The sequence below is a fragment of the Sediminicoccus sp. KRV36 genome (genome assembly GCF_023243115.1).
In the GTDB taxonomy this organism is placed as follows: Bacteria; Pseudomonadota; Alphaproteobacteria; order Acetobacterales; family Acetobacteraceae; genus Roseococcus.
Map to the genome: position 1 here is coordinate 1782281 of NZ_CP085081.1, position 16931 is coordinate 1799211.

Consider the following 16931-nt stretch of genomic DNA (forward strand, 5'->3'; position numbering starts at 1 on the left):
TGGCAGCCCCCGCTCATGGGGTGGCGGGTGCGGCGCCGATGCCTTCCAGCCGGTCCAGATAAGGGTCCAGCGCCAGCGCGAAGCGCACCATCTCGCCCAGGAGGGCGACGGCGGTGGCCCGGTGAGGGGCCTGCGTCTCGACCGCCAGGCGGTGATCCGCGGTGAGGCGCAGCATCCAGCCCGGCGGCATGTCGGGCGGAATGCCGGCCAGGGCGCGGATGGTGGAATGGCGGTCGGCGCCGGGTTCCGCCGTGGAGGGGATGCGGCCCGCGATGGCGCGCAGGCGCAACCCGCCTTCCTGCATCAGGGCCTCGCAAAGCCGGCCGCGCCAGGCGAAGCGGATGGCCGGGCTGAGCCCCGGGGCGCGGGGGGAGAGCGTGCCGTCGCGGGCGACGGCGAAGGGGCCAAGGGTCATCATGCGAAGCACAACTTGCCGCGAATGGGTGAACAGAGGATAAACCGAGCGATGTCTCTCGCGAACAGCCTCTCCCTCGTCCTCGCTCCGCCGCACCCGGCCGGGCGGCCCTTCATCTATGCCGGCGCCGGGGTGGCGCTGCTGGGGGGGCTGATCCTCGGCTCCTGGCTGTTCTGGATCGGCGCCTTCTTCACCGCCTTCTGCCTGTATTTCTTCCGCGATCCCAAGCGCGTCCCCCCAGCGCGGCATGACCTCGTGCTGGCCCCGGCGGATGGCAAGGTCGTCCTCGTCGGCCCCGCCATCCCACCGGCCGAACTGGACATGGGCAGCGAGCCGCGCTGGCGCGTCGCGATCTTCCTCTCGGTGCTGGATGTGCATGTGAATCGCAGCCCGGTGCAGGGCCGCGTGACGCGCATTTCCTACCGCCATGGCAAGTTCATGGATGCCAGCATGGAAAAGGCCTCCGAGGAGAATGAGCGCAATGCGCTGCGCTTCGAATTGCCCGATGGCCGGGACCTGGCCTGCGTGCAGATCGCGGGGCTGGTCGCGCGGCGCATCCTGTGTTCCGCGCATGAGGGCGACCGGCTCATGGCGGGCGAGCGCTTCGGCATCATCCGCTTCGGCAGCCGCACCGATGTCTACCTGCCGCCCGGTGTGAAGCCCCTGGTGCTGGTGGGCCAGACGATGATCGGCGGCGAATCCATCCTGGCGGAGCTTGCGTGAGCAAGCCCGGGCTGCGCGGCCGGCTGCGCCGCTTCAACACGCCGCGGCAGCGGCCGCGCTATCGTGGCCCCTCCTTCAACCGGCTGATCCCGAACCTGCTGACCATGATGGGGCTTTGCGCCGGGCTGGTCGCCATTCGCTTCGGGCTGGAAGGGCGCTTCGCCCAGGCCGCCGCCTTCATCGTGGCGGCGGGGGTGATCGACGGGCTGGATGGGCGCATCGCCCGGCTGCTCAAGGGCACCTCGCGCTTCGGCGCGGAATTCGACAGCCTCAGTGATTTCCTGTGTTTCGGCGTGGCGCCGGGCCTGATCCTGTATCTCTGGACCCTGCAGAATGCGGGGCCGATCGGCTTCATCCCCTGCACCATGTTCGCCGTTTGCAGCGCGCTGCGCCTCGCGCGGTTCAACGCGGCCAGCATTGCCGAGCCGGGGACCATCCCCCAGGTCAAGCCGGCCTATGCCCATGCCTTCTTCACGGGCGTTCCCGCGCCGGCCGGGGCGGGGTTGGCGCTGTTGCCGCTCTTTGCCTCGCTCGGCTTCGCCGAATGGGGCTGGGACGGGCTCGCGCAGGCGGCGCGGCATCCGCTGTTCAGCGCCGTGATGCTGTTCCTGGTGGGCGGGCTGATGGTCAGCACCGTGCCCTCCTGGTCCTTCAAGAATTTCAAGGTGCCGGCCCAGATGGTGCTGCCGCTGTTGCTGGGCACCGGCGGCTTCATCGCCTTCCTGGTGACCGAGCCCTGGGCGGCGCTTTCGCTCGGCGGGCTGATGTATTTCGGCATGCTGTATTTCTCCGCGCGTTCCTTCACGCGGCTGAAGCGCGAGGCGGAAGCGATGCGGGAGGCCGCGGCGGAGCCCGTGGCCCAGCCCGCCGCGTGAAGATCGGCGGGGTTCAGTTCGCCGCCGGCCCCTTCACCGCCCTGCCGGAGGGCGCCTTCGGCCTCTGCCTGGACCCGCACGCCCCGAACCGGGCGGCGGCGGCCATGACGCTGGATATCGTGGATTTCGGCCTGCCTGACCCGGCCGAGCTGCGCGCCACGTTGGAAGCCCTGCGCGCCGCGATGGCCGCCGAGCCGGATCGTCTCTTCTATGTCGGCTGTCGCGCCGGGCTGGGCCGGACCGGCACCATCCTGGCCTGCCTCGCGGCCGAGGCCGGCGTTCCGGGCGACCCTGTCGCCTGGGTGCGCGCCGAACATGATTCGCGCGCGGTGGAGACGCCGGCGCAGGAGGAATTCGCGCGCAACTGGCTCAGGAGTGGCAGGTGATCCGCAGCGCGCCTTGCAGCGCCGCCTCCGTGGCGCGCTGCTGCGTGGTGCCGAGTTGGATGATGATGCTCTGCTGCGGCCGGATGTCGAAGGCGTAGACCGCGCCAGGCGGTGGCGTCAGCAGGGGCAGCGGGAAGTGGTAGGAAAAATTCCGCCGCGCGGCCCCCGCATTGAACACCTGCAGGCGATAGCTGAAGAACCCAGCCTCCGGGATCACCACCACGGGCTGAAGTTGCAGCATCCGTGGCCCAAGGCAGGCCCGGCCTGGTTGCGCGTTGCTTGCCGCGGGGGTGAGCAGCAGGAGCAGCGCCAGGGTTGCAGGAAGCATCCTCATCCGGCGCAGCATGCCGCATCACGCGGCCGCCGGCCAAGCGGGGTGTCGGGTTATCGCCGCAGCATCAGGCCGATGGGCACCATCTCCGCGATCACCCGCCCGGTGAATTGCGCCAGCGCCTCGCGCGCGGCGGCCAGGGCTTCGGCCGGCGGCTCGGGCGGCTGCGCGAGATAGGGCTGCAAGGCCGTGGCTTCGAGCGATGCGGCGCCAAGCGCGCGGTCCCGCAGGCTCTGGATGCCGCCCATCGCCATCATGGGGGACAGGGCGGCGTAGAGCGGCGCCAGCACTTCGGGCCAATGCGCCAGATGCAGATAGAGCGTGGGAATGACGCCCCCCGCATGCCCATGCAGCCCCGCCAGGGCCAGGACCTCACGCAGCACTTTGGGGCTGAGCGCATCCAGGCGGGGCAGGGGCGGTGGGGCTGGCAGCATGGCGGGCGGCGGGCCGGCCGGGGCCTCGGCATGGCCCTGCTTGCCGCGCAGCAGCGCCGTCAGGACGATCAGATTGCTGAGATTGCCGCGGTTGTAGAGTGCCGCGAGTTCGGCCGCGCCAGCACCAAGCGGAAGGCTGGGCAGCGGCTCCAGTGCTGCGACCAGCCGCGCCGTGGCGGCCGGTACCAGGGGCAGGGCGGGCGCCACACTCGCCCAGGCCCAGGGCAGGACGCCCGGCAGGGTCGCGAAATGCCGCCAGATCAGGTTCACCAGCGGCAGGCCATAGGCCTCGCGCAGCTTGCCGTAGATGGCTGCGACTTCGGGCGGCGCATCCGCCTCCCGGATTTCCGGCAGAGTCATGCCGCGCGGCTCACTTGCGGCGCTTTTCCACCAGCACCCCGGCCTCGTGCAGCTTGGCGATCTCCTCACCGGAGAAGCCGAGCTTCGCCAGAACCTCCTGCGTGTGCTGGCCGAAGCGGGGCGGGGCGGCGCGGGTGCCGCCGGGCGTCCGGCTCAGCTTGATGGGCGTGCCGAGGCCGACGAAGCCATCCTTTTCCGTCACCATCTGGCGGTGCGCGGTATGGGCGGCGGCCATCGCCTCATCCACGCCCAGCACCGGCCCGGCGGGCAGGCCGGCCGAGAGCATGCGCTGGCAGAGATCATGCCCATCCTCGCCGGCGAAGCGCGCATCCAGGATTTCGGTCAGCGCCGCCTTGTTGATGACGCGCTGGCCATTGGTCTTGAAGCGCGGATCCTGCCAAAGCTCCGGCAGGCCCAGGAACTCCGAGAATTTCCGGAAGGTCGGGTCATTGCCGCAGCCCACGAAAATCTCGCAGGTCTTCGTCGTGAACTTGGCATAGGGCGCCAGGTTTGGGTGCGGGTTGCCGGTGGCGACGGGCCGCTTGCCGTTCAGGAAGTAATTGGCGGCATGCGGGTGCAGCAGCGCCATGCCGCAATCATGCAGCGTCATGTCACAATATTGCCCCTGGCCGGATTTCTCGCGCTCGACCACGGCCATCAGGATGGCTATGGCGCTGAACAGCCCGGTCGCGATATCCACGATGGGGGTGCCCAGGCGCGTCGGCCCGGAATTTTCGGTGCCGTTGATGGACATCAGGCCCACCATGGCCTGCAGGATGGCGTCATAGCCCGGGAAGCCGCCGAGCGGCCCGGTGCCGCCAAAGCCCGAGACGCGGCAATGGATCAGGCGCGGGAAGCGCTTGGAGAGAACCTCCTCATAACCCAGGCCCCATTTCTCCATGCTGCCCGGCTTGAAATTCTCGACCAGGATATCGGCGCCTTCGAGCAGGCGCATCAGCACCTCGCGCCCCTCGGGCTTGCTGAGATCAAGGCCGACGCTCCGCTTGTTGCGGTTCACGCCGACGAAATAGCTGGCATCGCCATCGGCGTTGAAGGGGGGGCCCCAGTCGCGCACCTCATCGCCCTGGGGCGGTTCGAGCTTGATGACCTCAGCCCCGTGGTCGCTCAGGATCATGGTGCAATAGGGGCCGCCCAGCACGCGGGTGAGGTCCACGACGCGCAGGCCGGAGAGCGCGCCAGGGCCGGTCGCGTTGCCCGCCCCTGCGGGCACGGTGGAGTTGCCGGCGCCGATCGGCACGGGCCCGGTGGTGGCTGGCATGTCCATGGCAATTCTTCTCCCTCTCGCAGCCGCAAGATGCGCCGGTGCCGCGATTTTGTCGAACCTCGGAACTATTCCGTGAAGCCCACGAAGTGAACGAAACTGGCGTTCGGCTCGCGGTCGGCGGTCACGCCATTGGCGGGAAAGCTCTCCTCCGGATAGCCGAGCGCGATGCAGGTCATGATCACCTGGTCCTCGGGAATGCCGGCCTCCTCGCGCACGATCTCGGAGCGCATGATGCCCTGCCCATTCACCACCGTGCCGAGGCCCCGATCCCAGGCGGCGAGGCAGATGCCGTAGCTGAGCGCGCCCAGGTCGAAATGCACGACGGCCCCCGGATCGAGGCTGCGGTCATAGCTCAGCACCAGGGAGACCGGCGCATCGAATTGGCGGAAGCCGCGCATCACCCAATCCTGGCGCATCGCCTTGTCATCGCGCGCGATGCCCATGGCGCCAAAGAGCTTGACGGCGACCGCCACCTGCCGGGCGCGATGCACGCCGGCATATTCGCCGTGGCTGACAATATCGCGATTGGCTTTCGCACCACCCGCCATGGTTTCCATGTTGCGCTGGCGAACCCGCTCCAGCGGCGCGCCGGTCAGCACATGGACATGCCAGGGCTGGGTGTTCATCGAGGAGGGGGCGCGCTTCGCGACCTCGATGATCTCCTCGATCACGCTGCGCGGCACGGGGTCCGCCCGGTAGCCGCGCACGCTGCGGCGGGTGCGGGAGAGGGTCTCGAAATCCAATGCGCGTCTCCGGGTTGAGGGGCGAGGCATGGAGGGGCGCTGCCCCTCATGCCCGCGGCATCGCCGTTCCGTGGCTCAGGCGGCCCTGGCGCGCCCGAAGACGCGGCTGCAGAATTCCGGATAGGTTTCCAGCATCTCGTCACAGACGGCGCCGCGCAGCAAAGCGAGCTCCGCTTCGGTCGGTGCGGGGGTTTCGCCAACATCCTCCGCCACATCGAATTCGAAGCCGGTCATGGCGCGGATGCTCTCCAGCGTTTCACCGGCATGGATGGAGGCGAGGGAGAAGCGGCCGCGCTCCGGGTGGAAGTGGAAGATGCAGCGCCCGGTCACCAGCGCCTGCGCATGGCCGCGGCGGTAGACGCCCGGCTCCGAAACGCCGGGCGCCGAGATATGGGCCACGCGGTCCACCAGCACGCGCGGGCTGTGCTCCTCGCGGAAGAGGATGGTGCGGCCGGCCATGAAATACATGAAGGCCGAGCCGAAGCTGCCGGGGAAACGGACGCCCAGGCCGGGCCAATCGCCCGTGCCGATGAGGTTGAGATTGGCCTGACCATCAATCTCCCCGCCGCCGAGGAAGAACAGGTCCACGCGGCCCTGGCCCGTCAGGTCAAACAACTCGCGCGAGCCTTCGGTGAAGGGATTGCCGGTGCGCTTGTGCAGCAGCGAAAGCCGAAGCGGCTCACCCTGCTTCACGCAGAGCCAGCAGGCGGCGGCCGGAATGGGCGAGGCGGCACCCACCGCGATATGCGCCGTCGGCACGGCACGGATCAGCCGCGCGATGGAGACGGCGAGAAGTTCTTCGGTCCGGTAGCTCATTCGGCGGCCACCGCTTGCCCGCCAAACACATGCTCGGCGCACCATTCGGCGAAGCCCGCCTCGGTCTTGGCGGCGCGGGCATAGGCCAGCACGTATTCGGTGTCGAAGCCGTATTCATCCAGCAGGGCGGCCGGCTGCGCGCCACGCTCGGCGATGGCCACACCCGAGATATAGGTCGCGTTGATGGCGCCGGGGCAGAGGCGCTCATCCTCGAGGAAGTTGCCCTCCACCACACGCTCCACCGTGACGAGGGCGCGCTTGCTGGCATGGGCGATGGTGGCGCATTCACGCCGCCGCCCCACCCAGACATTGCCGACGCTATCGGCCATCACGGCGTGGAACACGGCCACATCCGGATTGAGCGCGGGCAGGAGCGTGATTTTCTCGCCGGTGCCAAAGGGGCTTTCCACCACCCGCCAATCCGGGCGGTTGGCCAGGATGTCGCTGCCGATCAACCCGCGCAGCGGCATGAAGGGCACGCCTTTCTCGGTGGCTTGCAGCATGGTGTGGATGGCCGGGCAGGTGGCGTCCAGGATGCGCAACGTGCCGGCCTTGAGTGCGGCCGAGAAGCGCGGCGCGAAGCCGGCCTCGCCCAGCGTGACCGCGCTGGTCTGCACCTCCTCCACGCAGCCCGCGCCGATCAGGATATCGGTGGCGAAGCCCGAGATCGGCACGCCCACCAGGCGCAGCTTGCGCGCACCCCGGCGGATCAGCGCCTTGGCGAGTGCGACGGAGGGGAGGGAGTTGTCGGGCGGCAGCGCGATCATTGCCCCATCGGGGATGCTCGCGGCCATCGCGTCCAGGCTCATTGGGGTCATGGGGCGTTCCTTCCTGGGCGCGAGGCTAGACCGGAAGTTGTCAGGCTTCCAGCCACTCCCGCGTGGCAGCCTTGAGGAAGGCAAAATCCTCGGGCAGGCCCAGGGGATTGCCCGCGCGATGCCCGTTGATGCTGGGGATCACGCGCATCTCACCATGACGCAGATGCGGCAATTCCAGCGCATTGTCGGCCACGCGGAAATAGAGATCCGTCTCGCCCGGCATCAGCAGCACGCGCGCTTCGATCGCCGCCAGCGCCTGGGAGAGATCCCCGCCGTAAAGCGGGTTGGCGCTGATATCGCCAGCATCCCAGCAGCGCGCCTGGGCATAAAGATTGCCGGCATCGCGCATGCCCCAGCGGGCTTCCCACTGGTTGACCAGGAAGGCTTCCAGGCTCGGCTCATTCGCCAGGTGCCGCCCCGCGCGATAGAAATCCTGGCTCAGCGCCCAGCTCGCATAGATGCGGCCAAAGGCGCGCAAGGCGGCCACCGGCTTGGCCGAGAAGCGCCCACCGCCGATATGCTCGGGTGCCGCTTCCAGCACCGCCATCAGGCTGCGCAGGAACACCTGGTTGTGCACCGCCGTGCGCGCGCTGCCGCAAATGGCGATGATGCGCTCCACCGCCCCGGGGAAGATCGCCGCCCAGTGATAGGCCTGCTGCGCGCCCATGGACCAGCCATAGACGCAGTGGAGGCGCTCCACCCCGAACACCTCCGTCAGCAGCCGCCGCTGCGCCTGCACATTGTCCCAGGAGGTGACGAGCGCCGGATACGCCGCATCATTCGAAGGGCTGGAGGACAGCCCATTGGCGAACATGTCCGGCTGGATGATGAACCAGCGCGTCGGGTCGAGAATGCCATCCGGCCCGATCAGCCATTCCAGCTCCGGATGCAGCGCCGAATAGCTGGTGGGATAGAGGATCACATTGTCCCGCTTGGGCGAGAGCGTGCCATGCGCCTTCCAGCTCAGCTTGGCGTCGCGGATCATCTCGCCCGAGAGAGTGGGCATGTCACCCAGCGCATGGATGCCGGTTTGCGTGGGCCAGGTCATGATAAGGTGAAGGCCTCATGCACCGCGGATTGCACCATGCCGCCGAGTACGGCACCGCCGCCCGCCACATAGATGGCATCGCCGATGGTCACCGCCGCCACCGCATGGCGCGGTGTCGGCATCGGCGCGTGGCTTTGCCAGGTGTTGGTGCCAGGGTCGTAGCTTTCCATCTGGCCGAAGACCTTGGCATCGCGTGCGACACCGCGCTCGATGATGCCGCCCTCACCACCCATGCAGAAGAAGCGGTCGCGATAGATCACCATGCCATGGCCGGAGCGCGGCGTGGGCAGCGGCGCGCGCTCCTCCCAGAAATCCCGCGCCGGGAGATAGACGTGGTGCTGGTCGGTGTTGAACTGGAAGGTGTTGAAGCGCCCGCCGATCACATGGATCAGGCCGTTATAGGTGACGCAGCCGACATGGTCGCGCCCGGCGGGCAGCGGGCGGCGGCGCTCCCACCGATCGGTCGCGGGGTCATAGACCTCGTGCCAGGCGATGCTGGCGCGCTCATCCGCGGGGTCCGTCGCACCGCCGATAAGGTGCAGCTTGCCCTCCAGCATGGTGGCGGCGGCGGCACCGCGCGGGCGGGGCAGGCGGGCGATCTCCCGCCAGCGATCCGCCGCCACGTCATAGACATAGGCGTGGTCGTCACACAGGCGGTTCTGCTCGATGAAGCCGCCCAGCGCATAGACGCGGCCGGCATCGGCCACCACGGCCACGTGGTTGGCGCCGCGCGGCAGCGGGGCCGCGTCATACCAGCGGTCCGAAGCCGGGTCATAGACGGTGTGATAGGCGCGGTTGAACTGCCCCTCGCCATAGCCGCCCACCACATGCATGCGGCCATTCCAGGCCGTGGCCCAGGCCATTTCGCTGCGCGGGATCGGCATGTCGGCCCGCGTCACCCAGCGCCCCGGCGGGCCGGCTGGCGCGGGTGAGGCCGTGACGCGCTGCGCCTCCTGCTGGGGCGTGATGTGATGCGGCGCGCCACCCTGGAACACATTGGCAAAGGGCTGCGGCGAGGAGGGCAAGGGCCGCAGCGCCGGCGCATGATGCTGATGCGCCGATTGCGCCAAGGCCGGGCCCGCCAGAAGAGCCGCGCCGGCGCCGAGAAGATGACGACGATCCATCGAAGCAAGACTCCCAATATGTGAGGCCTCGGGTTGTAGCCCGCCGCGCCGCCGGGTGGCAGGGGGCCTCAGGCGGCCTTGCTGCCGGCACGCTCCCGCAGGAAGCGGAAGAACTCCACCCCCTCCCGCAGGCGGCGCACCATCATCTGCCGGTCACGGATCATCTCACCGCAGATGGAGGCGATCTTCGGCGCGCGGAAATAGAATTTCCGGTAGAATGTTTCCACGCTGTCGAAGATTTCCGTATGCGCCAGATGCGGATAGGCGAGCGGCGCGATCTGCACGCCATGCGCATCCACATATTCGGTATTGGCCGTATCCAGCCAGCCTTCGCGCGCCGCCTGGTCCCACAGGAAGGTGCCGGGATAGGGGGCCGCCAGGCTCACCTGCACCGTGTGGGGGTTGGTCTCGATCGCGAAGCGGATGGTTTCCTGGATCGTCTCCTTCGTCTCGCCCGGCAGGCCGAGGATGAAGGTGCCGTGGATCTTGATGCCGAGCTCATGGCAATCCTTCGTGAATTGCCGCGCCACATCAATGCGCATGCCCTTCTTGATGTTTACCAGGATTTGCTGATTGCCCGTCTCATACCCCACCAGCAGCAGGCGCAGTCCATTATCCGCCATCACCTTCAGCGAGGCGCGCGGCACATTGGCCTTGGCATTGCAGGACCAGGTGACGCCGAGCTTGCCCAGCTCCTTCGCGATGGCTTCCGCGCGCGGCAGATCATCCGTGAAGGTGTCATCGTCGAAGAAGATTTCCTTCAGCCCGGGGAAATTGGCGAGGACGTATTTGATCTCCTCGATCACATGGCCGACCGAGCGCGTGCGGTAGCGATGCCCGCCCACCGTCTGCGGCCAGAGGCAGAAGGTGCAGCGGCTCTTGCAGCCGCGGCCTGTGTAGAAGCTGACATAGGGATGCTTCAGATAGCCGATGAAATACTTTTCGTATTGCAGGTCCCGCTTGTAGACCTCACTCACGAAGGGAAGATCATCCATGTTTTCCAGCATGGCGCGGTCCTGGTTGTGGACGATGACGCCTTCGCTGTTACGGAAGCTCAGCCCCTTGATGGCCGAGAGATCCATGCCCGACGCCACGTCCTTCACCGTGAAATCGAACTCATTGCGCGCCACCCAATCCACCACCGGGGCATCGCGCAGGCTTTCATTCGCCTGGACGGCAACCTTGGCGCCGATCAACCCGATCTTGATATTGGGGTTTTCGGCCTTCAGCCGCTCGGCCACCTTCACATCGGACGCGAAGGAGGGTGTGGAGGTGTGCAGCACCGCCATGTCATAATCCCGCGCCATGGGGGCGACATCCGCCAGCGACTGGTTGTGCGGCGGCGCATCCACCAGCTTGGAGCCGGGGATCAACGCCGCCGGCTGGGCCAGCCAGGTGGGGAACCAGAAGGACTTGATCTCCCGCCGGGCCTGATAGCGCGAACCTGCACCCCCATCGAAGCCATCGAAGGAAGGAGCCTGGAGGAAGAGCGTGCGCATCATGCCGGGAGCAAGCCTTTTGTCAGAGGCGACCCCAGGGCAAACCCCAAGGCCGGAGAGCGAACGGATGCCGGGTTTGCCCGCGGAAGTCCAGCGGCGGATGGAGTCGCTTGGGGTGCGCAGGCGAGGGTGGGGCCTGACCATCTTACGGCCTTACGCCCTTACCGCGAGACGTGATGTTTTCGGACAAATGCCGGAGGGGGCGCGGCGGGGGCGGGGAGGAGCTTTGGACGGGGAGGGGGAGGGTAGAGCACATGGATGAGAAGGTAGGAAGAAATGCCGGAAAAGTCGAGGTAAAGTGACTTGGGTTGGGCGTTCTGCTCGGCACAGCTAGCCAGCTTGGCCATGCGCGCGACTTTTGGTTGGATGACGATTCCCTTCCAAGGCTGCTTCGCCTACGTTCTTAACATGGATCCGACCTACAATCTCAACGGTGCCTTCAAGCCCCCGGTCAAGCGGTCAGCTGATCTCGACGGCCCCGATTTTTACCCGACCCCTGAATGGGCGACGCGCGTTTTGGTGGACAGCGAGCGATTTGAAGGACGGATTTGGGAGCCGGCATGCGGCGACGGAACCATGGCACGTGTCCTCGCCTGTACCGGATTACCTGTTGAAGCGAGCGACCTTTATGACAGAGGTTTTGGCAAGAGTGGCGTCGATTTTCTCGCATTGTCGCACACCGTAGAAAACATTATCACAAACCCTCCCTACAATAGTGCAGAGGGGTTTGTGGAGGCTGGATTGCGTCAATCGACAAAAAAGCTGTGCCTCCTGCTGCGCCTCGCATTTCTGGAGGGGGCCAACCGCCAAAGAAATATCTTTCAGAATATGCCCCCGGCGCGCGTATGGGTATTTAGCGAACGTATTACTTTTTATCCGGCGGGTGCAGTCGTGAAGGGAAGCGGTACAACTGCTTATGCTTGGTTCGTGTGGGACGTAGAAAGTAGGCCACGCGAAACAAGTTTGAAGTGGCTACCCCTCGGATACAAGCGGCGTTATTCTAATTCTTCAAAATCGGCGGCAACAAAATCAGAAAATCCAATGCTATTCAAGTAGGCTAGGCCGATTCGAGTTACCTGAATGCCTCCTGGTATCTTCTTGGCCCAACCTTGACCGAATATTGTCTTGGGGCCGTCCTTGTGAGATGATGTCGCGTTGCGGAGGACAATATGCCAAGCAACTTCATTTCTCCTTGACGGTGATGGGGTTCGGTCGGCCGCTGAGAGATCAAAGTATTTAGGGATTTCTCTACGTAAGTCAGCAATAGAGATGGAGCGACTTTTTTGGCTGGCCGCAATTTTAAGGACTAGAAGGCGAGCTTCCCGCTCCAGTAAGCGGTCGTGCGGTGATCGCTCTAAAATTCCAAACTGGAATTTCTGCCCTCTACGCCAAGCTATCGCCGTTTCGGGTATCTGCATTTCCTGAATGATCCGCAGAACCATCTCTGAAATAATGGCTTCATCATATATCTCGTCAGATAGATAGAGAGTCGCTGTCACATCAGCTTGAATATGACCTTGGTATACTCGCAGATAAAATATCGTGTCATTTCCGATTACGAAACTAGATCCTTTGAATTTATCAAAATCATCTTCGCTGTTTCGGATAACAAGAGTGCAATACTCCAGTGAGCGCCAAATAATAGCGTGTGCGATAATGTCGTTTTCGGGTTCAAATTGAGATACGCGAACGGTCATGGCTGCATATTCTTGAATGTGGAAACCGGGATACAGGCGAAATCTTTGCCGCAGGCCGTCCGGAGTTCGACGCCTGGGCACGTTTCAAGATACCATTTAGCTTCGTGCGGGGCGCTACCGCGGCCAGGAAGCACATTGGTTGTGAACTCAATGCCTCGTATTTCAGGCAAGCTTCCCGGATACGCCTTGACGGACGGCAGAGAACTGCCCCTTGCAGGAAGCCCCCATATTTCTTTAGACTGTTCCTGTTTTGCAGCGATTTCCTTTGTCTGCGTGGGTGTCTCTTTCCTATGATACGGTATATCCGGCACCAAAGACGTCCCTGATTGTTTGACTGGAATGTACTAACGGTTCAGCACCCGGGTCAAACAATTGATCATAGGCGGTGTTCTCGCTGTTCCGATCACCCCGCCCCCATCAACCCCCTGATCCGCCGCCCGTGATTAATCACCGCCCCCAACGACCCCAAATTCCGCTTATCCGCCAAAGCCCCCAGAGCCGCCCCAATCTTCCCCTCCCGCAGCCGCGCAAAGCTATCCCCCAGCGCCACCGAGAAATGCAGCATGATGCTCGCATCGCGGTAGCAATCCGTGGTGCAGGCCTGGCAGCCATCGCGCACCGCCATCTCGGGCGTGTAGTCCATCACCTTGGAGATCGGCTTGTTCCAATCCTCGCAGCGCCACAGGTCGTAGTTCCAGTCGAGGTAGAAATACTTGTACCCCGCATGGCAGATGAATCGCTCGCCCTGGCCCGTCAGCCGCCGCCGCATATCGGCGATGCCCTCCTTGGGGTTGAACACCGGCATCACCGCCCGCGTCTTCTCCACCCCGTCAAACGCCGCAATCAGCTCCGCCACGGACATGTCCACCAGCGCGCTATCCTCGGAATAGACGAGCGAGGAGGAACCGAGTGCGGCCTTCCGCGGATACGAAAACGTCACCGCCGCAAACCCCAGCTCCTTCAGGAAATGCCCCAGGGCCGCGTAATCCCGCACCAGCCGCGTCATCGCGACGGAGGCGATGGGCGTGATCCCCATCTCCCGCATCCGGGTCGTGCTCTCCTTGATGCGCTCGCACACGCCCTTCAGGCCGCGATTCTTCTCGTGCTCGGCGGCGTCCTCGCTGTCGATCGAGATGAACAGCGTGGAAATCCCCGTCCCCCGCAGCGATTCCAGCTGCCCGGGCAGCAGCCAGCCATTGGTCACCATGGTGGGCTGCACGCCCATCTCATGGGCGGTGCGCGCCATCTCGGCGATTCGCTTGTGCAGCAGCGGCTCGCCCCCCATGAACGTCACGAAGCGGACATTGCCCTTGAGGCGCATATGCGCCAGCGCATCGGCGAACAGGTCGGCGTCCATCGTCCGCCGGTCGGTCACGAAGCCCTTGTCATGCGCGAAGTTGCAGAAGTCGCAGGTGGCGTTGCACAGATTGGTGACGGAGGCGTTGAGGATGGCCGGCCCGCCTTGCGGCACCAGGCGCAAGAGATCCATCAGGCCTGATTGTTTCGCGGTCATCGCTGGTCCTTGTCACATCGCGCCCGGCGCGGGCCTTCGGATTGCACGAAAGCGGGCCCGCTGCCAAGCAAAGCCGCCGCTCATCCGGCGCAGGTCACCGTTGCGCGGCCCCCACCCGCAAGCCAGCCCCCATCCGCCGCTCCAGCAGCGATTGCCCCGCCATGAACAGGGAGGTGATGGCCAGGTAATAGATCCCCGCCGCCGTCAGCGCCTCCATATAGCGGAAGCTGGAGGCCGCGGTCTGGTTCGCGACCAGCAGCAACTCCTCCACCGCGATGACGGAAACCAGCGCCGAAAGCTTCAGCATCCCGATGAACTGGTTCCCGACCGAGGGGATGATGACGCGGATCGCCTGCGGCAGCACGACAAGGCGCAGCGTCTGCGCGCGGTCCAGCCCCAGGGCGCGCGCCGCCTCGCGCTGGCCAGGCGGCACGGCGCGCAGGCCGGAGCGGATGATCTCGGCCATATAGGCGCCCTCATTCAGCGAGAGCGCCAGCACGGCGCAGGCAAAGCCGGGCAGCACGATGCCGAAGCCGGGCAGCACGTTGAACGCAAAGAGCAGCTGGAACAGCACCGGCGTGCCGCGAAACAGCCAGAGGTAGAAGGTCGCGAAGGCGCGCAGCGGCCGGGCCCGCACCTCGGCCAGGATGGCCAGCACCAGCCCCATCACCATCCCGCCCAGTAGCGCGCAAAGGCTGAGCAGCAGGGTCATTCCCGCCGCGTGGAAGAAGCGCGGGCTCAGCAGGTAATGGAGAATCAGCTCCGGCGCGTCGAAGGGCATCAGGGGGTGACGCTCACCTCGGGCGGCAGGTTCCACTTGGCGAGCAGCCGGGCATAGGTGCCGTTGGTCACCAATTGGCGCATGGCGGCGATGACGGCGGTGGCCAGGGCCGCATCCTCCCGCCGCAGCGCGATGCCGTTTTCGGTGAAGCCGAAGGTCTCGCCCGCGATGGCGAAGATGCCGGGGTTCAGCGCCACGGCACGGGCGGCGGCGGGCGTCGTGTCATAGAACGCATCCGCCCGGCCCTGCCGCACGGCGATGGTCGCGTCCTGCCGGCCGGGGAAGGTCAGCACAGTGGGGCCGGGGCGGCCGCCGGCGCGGCAGGCGGCGTCATCCTCCCGCGCGTAGGTTTCCATGGTGCTGCCAAGCTCGACGGCGATGCTGCGCCCGCAGACATCGGCGCGCCCGTTGATCCCGCGCGGATTGCCGGCCCGCACCACGATGTTGCTGCCGATGCGCATGTAGGGGATCAGCGTCACCTGCTGCGCGCGCTCGGGCGTGATGCGCATGGCGCTGTTGATGATGTCGAAGCGCCGCGCCTGGAGGGCGGGGATCAGGCCGTTGAAATCCATGTTCATGATGGCCGGCCGCAGCCCCATCAGGCTGCTCAGCGCCTCGCCGTAATCCACGCTGAAACCGATGATCCGCCCTTCGTCCAGGAACTGGAAGGGCGGGTAGGTGGCGGCGGTGCCGTAGCTCAGCGTGCCCGGCGTCACCAGCGGCGCCGGGATGGGTTGCCCATGGGCCGGGGTGATGGCGAGGGCCATCAGGGCAATGAGGATGCGGCGCATGGCAAGGGTGTCTCCGGGGGGTGTGGCGTGGGGCCACGCAAGGCGCGTGCCATGGGCCTGGGGGCGGCTGTGGCGGGGATTGGCGCCTCGCGCTGCCCGGCGGCGATGCAGGCCCGCAGTCAAATGATCGATAATTTTGCACTTTGACGATTATCCAGGGATCGCCGATAAAGGCGCATGGCCAAACCCGAAACATTCTCCTCCGGCGGCGCCACCCTGGCCGATACGCTTCGCCACGCGCTGCGGGCCGATATCGTGGCCGGGCGGCTGGCCCCCGGCGCGCCGCTGCGCACCAGCAAGCTCTGCCAGCTCTATGGCTGCAGCCTCGCACCCCTGCGGGAGGCGCTGGCCTCGCTCACCGCCACGGGGCTGGTCATCGCGGAGAGCCAGCGCGGCTTTCGGGTGGCCCCCGTCTCGGCGGCGGATTGGCGGGACATCATGGCCCGGCGCGGGGAGCTGGAGCCGCAGGCGCTGCGGGCCAGCCTCCTCTCCGCCGGCGATGAATGGGAGGGGGAGGTGGTGCGCTGCCACCATCAATTCGCGCTCATCTCCCGCCGGGCGGCGGCCGGCGCCGCCCTGATCGGGGAGGAATGGGAGGCGCGGCACCGCGCGCTGCACCTGGCGCTGATCGGCGGTTGCGGTTCCGGCTGGCTGCTGCGGATCTGCGGCCTGCTCTATGACCATGCCGACCGCTACCGCCGCCTCGCCCTGCTGCAGCCGCGCCGCCTCAAGGCGCTGACGGCGGAGGAGGATGCGATTGTGGCGGCGGCGCTGCGGCGTGATGCTGCCCAGGCCTGCACCCTGCTGGAGGCGCATATCGCGGGCACGCGGGATGCCGTGCTCGCCGCATCGCGCCTGTGGGCGCCGGAGATTCGCGATGAACACGCCGCCTGAACACAGCCTGGTCCTGCGCCAGGAATACCGCGTCGAGACGCTGCATGAGCCGGTGAGCCACTACACGGATGCGGTGCGCTGGGGGAATATCCTCTTCGTCTCCGGCGTATCGCCGCTGGATCAGGAGAGCCGCGTGGTCAGCGCCGATGTGACGGTGCAGGCCGAAAAGGTGTTCGAGAACATGGCCGCGGTGCTGGCCGCCGCCGGCGCGCGCTTCGAGGATGTGCTGAAGGTGACGGTCTTCGTCACGGATGTGGCGGACCGGGTGGCGATCAACGCGGTGCGCAAGCGCTGGTTCGGCGCGGTGCGCCCGGCCTCGACCCTGGTGGGCATCGCGGCCTTCACCATCCCGGGCATGAAGCTGGAGATCGAGGCGGTGGTGGGGCTGCGCGGATAGG

20 protein-coding genes are annotated in these 16931 nt (G+C 66.2%); 6 read left to right on the plus strand and 14 right to left on the minus strand.

The genetic code is table 11. The features are described from left to right. Positions 1-13 precede the first annotated feature (13 nt). Positions 14-418 (minus strand): hypothetical protein, encoded by a 405-nt coding sequence (locus tag LHU95_RS08085; protein ID WP_248710856.1) that lies wholly within the window; start codon positions 416-418, stop codon positions 14-16. Positions 419-466: 48 nt separating this feature from the next. Between LHU95_RS08085 and LHU95_RS08090 the strand changes: the two genes are divergently transcribed. From LHU95_RS08090 to LHU95_RS08100, 3 genes are read left to right on the plus strand one after another with little or no spacing between them, the layout of a single operon-like run. Then, a complete protein-coding gene (locus LHU95_RS08090; protein ID WP_248710857.1) occupies positions 467-1138 on the plus strand; it encodes a phosphatidylserine decarboxylase in 672 nt (223 codons plus the stop codon). After that, positions 1135-2013 (plus strand): phosphatidylcholine/phosphatidylserine synthase, encoded by an 879-nt coding sequence (locus tag LHU95_RS08095; protein ID WP_248710858.1) that lies wholly within the window; start codon positions 1135-1137, stop codon positions 2011-2013. The genes LHU95_RS08090 and LHU95_RS08095 overlap by 4 nt, the downstream gene beginning before the upstream one ends. Then, positions 2010-2399: a hypothetical protein gene (locus LHU95_RS08100; RefSeq protein ID WP_248710859.1), complete on the plus strand. Its 390-nt coding sequence runs from the start codon at positions 2010-2012 to the stop codon at positions 2397-2399. The genes LHU95_RS08095 and LHU95_RS08100 overlap by 4 nt, the downstream gene beginning before the upstream one ends. Here LHU95_RS08100 and LHU95_RS08105 read toward each other — a convergent pair. From LHU95_RS08105 to hpnJ, 9 genes are all read right to left on the minus strand, one after another. After that, positions 2383-2640 (minus strand): hypothetical protein, encoded by a 258-nt coding sequence (locus tag LHU95_RS08105; RefSeq protein ID WP_248710860.1) that lies wholly within the window; start codon positions 2638-2640, stop codon positions 2383-2385. The genes LHU95_RS08100 and LHU95_RS08105 overlap by 17 nt on opposite strands. Before the next feature lie 143 nt (positions 2641-2783). Beyond that, on the minus strand, positions 2784-3524 hold the full coding sequence (locus LHU95_RS08110; RefSeq protein WP_248710861.1) for a hypothetical protein: 741 nt from the start codon (positions 3522-3524) through the stop codon (positions 2784-2786). A 10-nt stretch (positions 3525-3534) separates the two neighbouring features. Next, positions 3535-4809, minus strand: coding sequence for a CaiB/BaiF CoA-transferase family protein (locus tag LHU95_RS08115; RefSeq protein WP_248710862.1), 1275 nt, complete (start codon positions 4807-4809; stop codon positions 3535-3537). A 65-nt stretch (positions 4810-4874) separates the two neighbouring features. Beyond that, positions 4875-5552, minus strand: coding sequence for a nitroreductase (locus tag LHU95_RS08120; protein WP_248710863.1), 678 nt, complete (start codon positions 5550-5552; stop codon positions 4875-4877). Between the two features lie 75 nt (positions 5553-5627). Beyond that, positions 5628-6368: a CoA synthetase gene (locus tag LHU95_RS08125; protein WP_248710864.1), complete on the minus strand. Its 741-nt coding sequence runs from the start codon at positions 6366-6368 to the stop codon at positions 5628-5630. Further along, positions 6365-7186 (minus strand): CoA transferase, encoded by an 822-nt coding sequence (locus LHU95_RS08130; RefSeq protein ID WP_248710865.1) that lies wholly within the window; start codon positions 7184-7186, stop codon positions 6365-6367. The genes LHU95_RS08125 and LHU95_RS08130 overlap by 4 nt, the downstream gene beginning before the upstream one ends. A 40-nt stretch (positions 7187-7226) precedes the next feature. Next, positions 7227-8234, minus strand: coding sequence for an alpha/beta fold hydrolase (locus LHU95_RS08135; protein ID WP_248710866.1), 1008 nt, complete (start codon positions 8232-8234; stop codon positions 7227-7229). After that, positions 8231-9358 carry a kelch repeat-containing protein gene (locus LHU95_RS08140; protein ID WP_248710867.1) on the minus strand — a complete coding sequence of 376 codons (1128 nt, stop codon included), beginning with the start codon at positions 9356-9358 and terminating at the stop codon, positions 8231-8233. Before LHU95_RS08140 ends, LHU95_RS08135 begins: the two co-directional genes overlap by 4 nt. 68 nt (positions 9359-9426) lie before the next feature. After that, positions 9427-10860, minus strand: coding sequence for a hopanoid biosynthesis associated radical SAM protein HpnJ (hpnJ, locus tag LHU95_RS08145; RefSeq protein ID WP_248710868.1), 1434 nt, complete (start codon positions 10858-10860; stop codon positions 9427-9429). Between the two features lie 363 nt (positions 10861-11223). On the opposite strand from hpnJ, the gene LHU95_RS08150 reads away from it, so the two are divergent. After that, a complete protein-coding gene (locus tag LHU95_RS08150) occupies positions 11224-11913 on the plus strand; it encodes a hypothetical protein (RefSeq protein ID WP_248710869.1) in 690 nt (229 codons plus the stop codon). Here the strand turns inward: LHU95_RS08150 and LHU95_RS08155 are convergent. From LHU95_RS08155 to LHU95_RS08170, 4 genes are all read right to left on the minus strand, one after another. Then, positions 11853-12554, minus strand: coding sequence for a hypothetical protein (locus LHU95_RS08155; RefSeq protein WP_248710870.1), 702 nt, complete (start codon positions 12552-12554; stop codon positions 11853-11855). The genes LHU95_RS08150 and LHU95_RS08155 overlap by 61 nt on opposite strands. 403 nt (positions 12555-12957) lie before the next feature. After that, positions 12958-14043: a radical SAM protein gene (locus LHU95_RS08160; protein WP_248710871.1), complete on the minus strand. Its 1086-nt coding sequence runs from the start codon at positions 14041-14043 to the stop codon at positions 12958-12960. 118 nt (positions 14044-14161) lie between these two features. Beyond that, the gene (locus LHU95_RS08165) at positions 14162-14848 is read right to left on the minus strand and encodes an amino acid ABC transporter permease (protein WP_248710872.1); all 687 of its coding nucleotides are present in this window, start codon (positions 14846-14848) and stop codon (positions 14162-14164) included. Continuing rightward, the gene (locus LHU95_RS08170) at positions 14848-15639 is read right to left on the minus strand and encodes an ABC transporter substrate-binding protein (RefSeq protein ID WP_248710873.1); all 792 of its coding nucleotides are present in this window, start codon (positions 15637-15639) and stop codon (positions 14848-14850) included. The genes LHU95_RS08165 and LHU95_RS08170 overlap by 1 nt, the downstream gene beginning before the upstream one ends. Positions 15640-15816: 177 nt before the next feature. Here LHU95_RS08170 and LHU95_RS08175 point away from each other — a divergent pair, with 177 nt between their 5' ends. Together LHU95_RS08175 and LHU95_RS08180 are read left to right on the plus strand one after the other, a co-directional pair. After that, positions 15817-16533, plus strand: a complete 717-nt coding sequence (locus tag LHU95_RS08175) for a GntR family transcriptional regulator (protein ID WP_248710874.1) — start codon at positions 15817-15819, stop codon at positions 16531-16533. Then, the gene (locus LHU95_RS08180; protein WP_248710875.1) at positions 16517-16930 is read left to right on the plus strand and encodes a RidA family protein; all 414 of its coding nucleotides are present in this window, start codon (positions 16517-16519) and stop codon (positions 16928-16930) included. Before LHU95_RS08175 ends, LHU95_RS08180 begins: the two co-directional genes overlap by 17 nt. Position 16931: the final 1 nt, after the last annotated feature.

Coding starts and splice junctions, on each gene's coding strand:
- LHU95_RS08170 (WP_248710873.1), bottom strand. CDS start 15,639: ATGCGCCGCATCCTCATTGCCCTGATGGCCCTCGCCATCACCCCGGCC.
- LHU95_RS08125 (WP_248710864.1), bottom strand. CDS start 6,368: ATGAGCTACCGGACCGAAGAACTTCTCGCCGTCTCCATCGCGCGGCTG.
- LHU95_RS08135 (WP_248710866.1), bottom strand. CDS start 8,234: ATGACCTGGCCCACGCAAACCGGCATCCATGCGCTGGGTGACATGCCC.
- LHU95_RS08140 (WP_248710867.1), bottom strand. CDS start 9,358: ATGGATCGTCGTCATCTTCTCGGCGCCGGCGCGGCTCTTCTGGCGGGC.
- LHU95_RS08165 (WP_248710872.1), bottom strand. CDS start 14,848: ATGCCCTTCGACGCGCCGGAGCTGATTCTCCATTACCTGCTGAGCCCG.
- LHU95_RS08130 (WP_248710865.1), bottom strand. CDS start 7,186: ATGACCCCAATGAGCCTGGACGCGATGGCCGCGAGCATCCCCGATGGG.
- LHU95_RS08180 (WP_248710875.1), top strand. CDS start 16,517: ATGAACACGCCGCCTGAACACAGCCTGGTCCTGCGCCAGGAATACCGC.
- LHU95_RS08175 (WP_248710874.1), top strand. CDS start 15,817: ATGGCCAAACCCGAAACATTCTCCTCCGGCGGCGCCACCCTGGCCGAT.
- LHU95_RS08115 (WP_248710862.1), bottom strand. CDS start 4,809: ATGGACATGCCAGCCACCACCGGGCCCGTGCCGATCGGCGCCGGCAAC.
- LHU95_RS08090 (WP_248710857.1), top strand. CDS start 467: ATGTCTCTCGCGAACAGCCTCTCCCTCGTCCTCGCTCCGCCGCACCCG.
- LHU95_RS08085 (WP_248710856.1), bottom strand. CDS start 418: ATGATGACCCTTGGCCCCTTCGCCGTCGCCCGCGACGGCACGCTCTCC.
- LHU95_RS08150 (WP_248710869.1), top strand. CDS start 11,224: ATGACGATTCCCTTCCAAGGCTGCTTCGCCTACGTTCTTAACATGGAT.
- hpnJ (WP_248710868.1), bottom strand. CDS start 10,860: ATGATGCGCACGCTCTTCCTCCAGGCTCCTTCCTTCGATGGCTTCGAT.
- LHU95_RS08155 (WP_248710870.1), bottom strand. CDS start 12,554: ATGACCGTTCGCGTATCTCAATTTGAACCCGAAAACGACATTATCGCA.
- LHU95_RS08160 (WP_248710871.1), bottom strand. CDS start 14,043: ATGGATCTCTTGCGCCTGGTGCCGCAAGGCGGGCCGGCCATCCTCAAC.
- LHU95_RS08105 (WP_248710860.1), bottom strand. CDS start 2,640: ATGCTGCAACTTCAGCCCGTGGTGGTGATCCCGGAGGCTGGGTTCTTC.
- LHU95_RS08110 (WP_248710861.1), bottom strand. CDS start 3,524: ATGACTCTGCCGGAAATCCGGGAGGCGGATGCGCCGCCCGAAGTCGCA.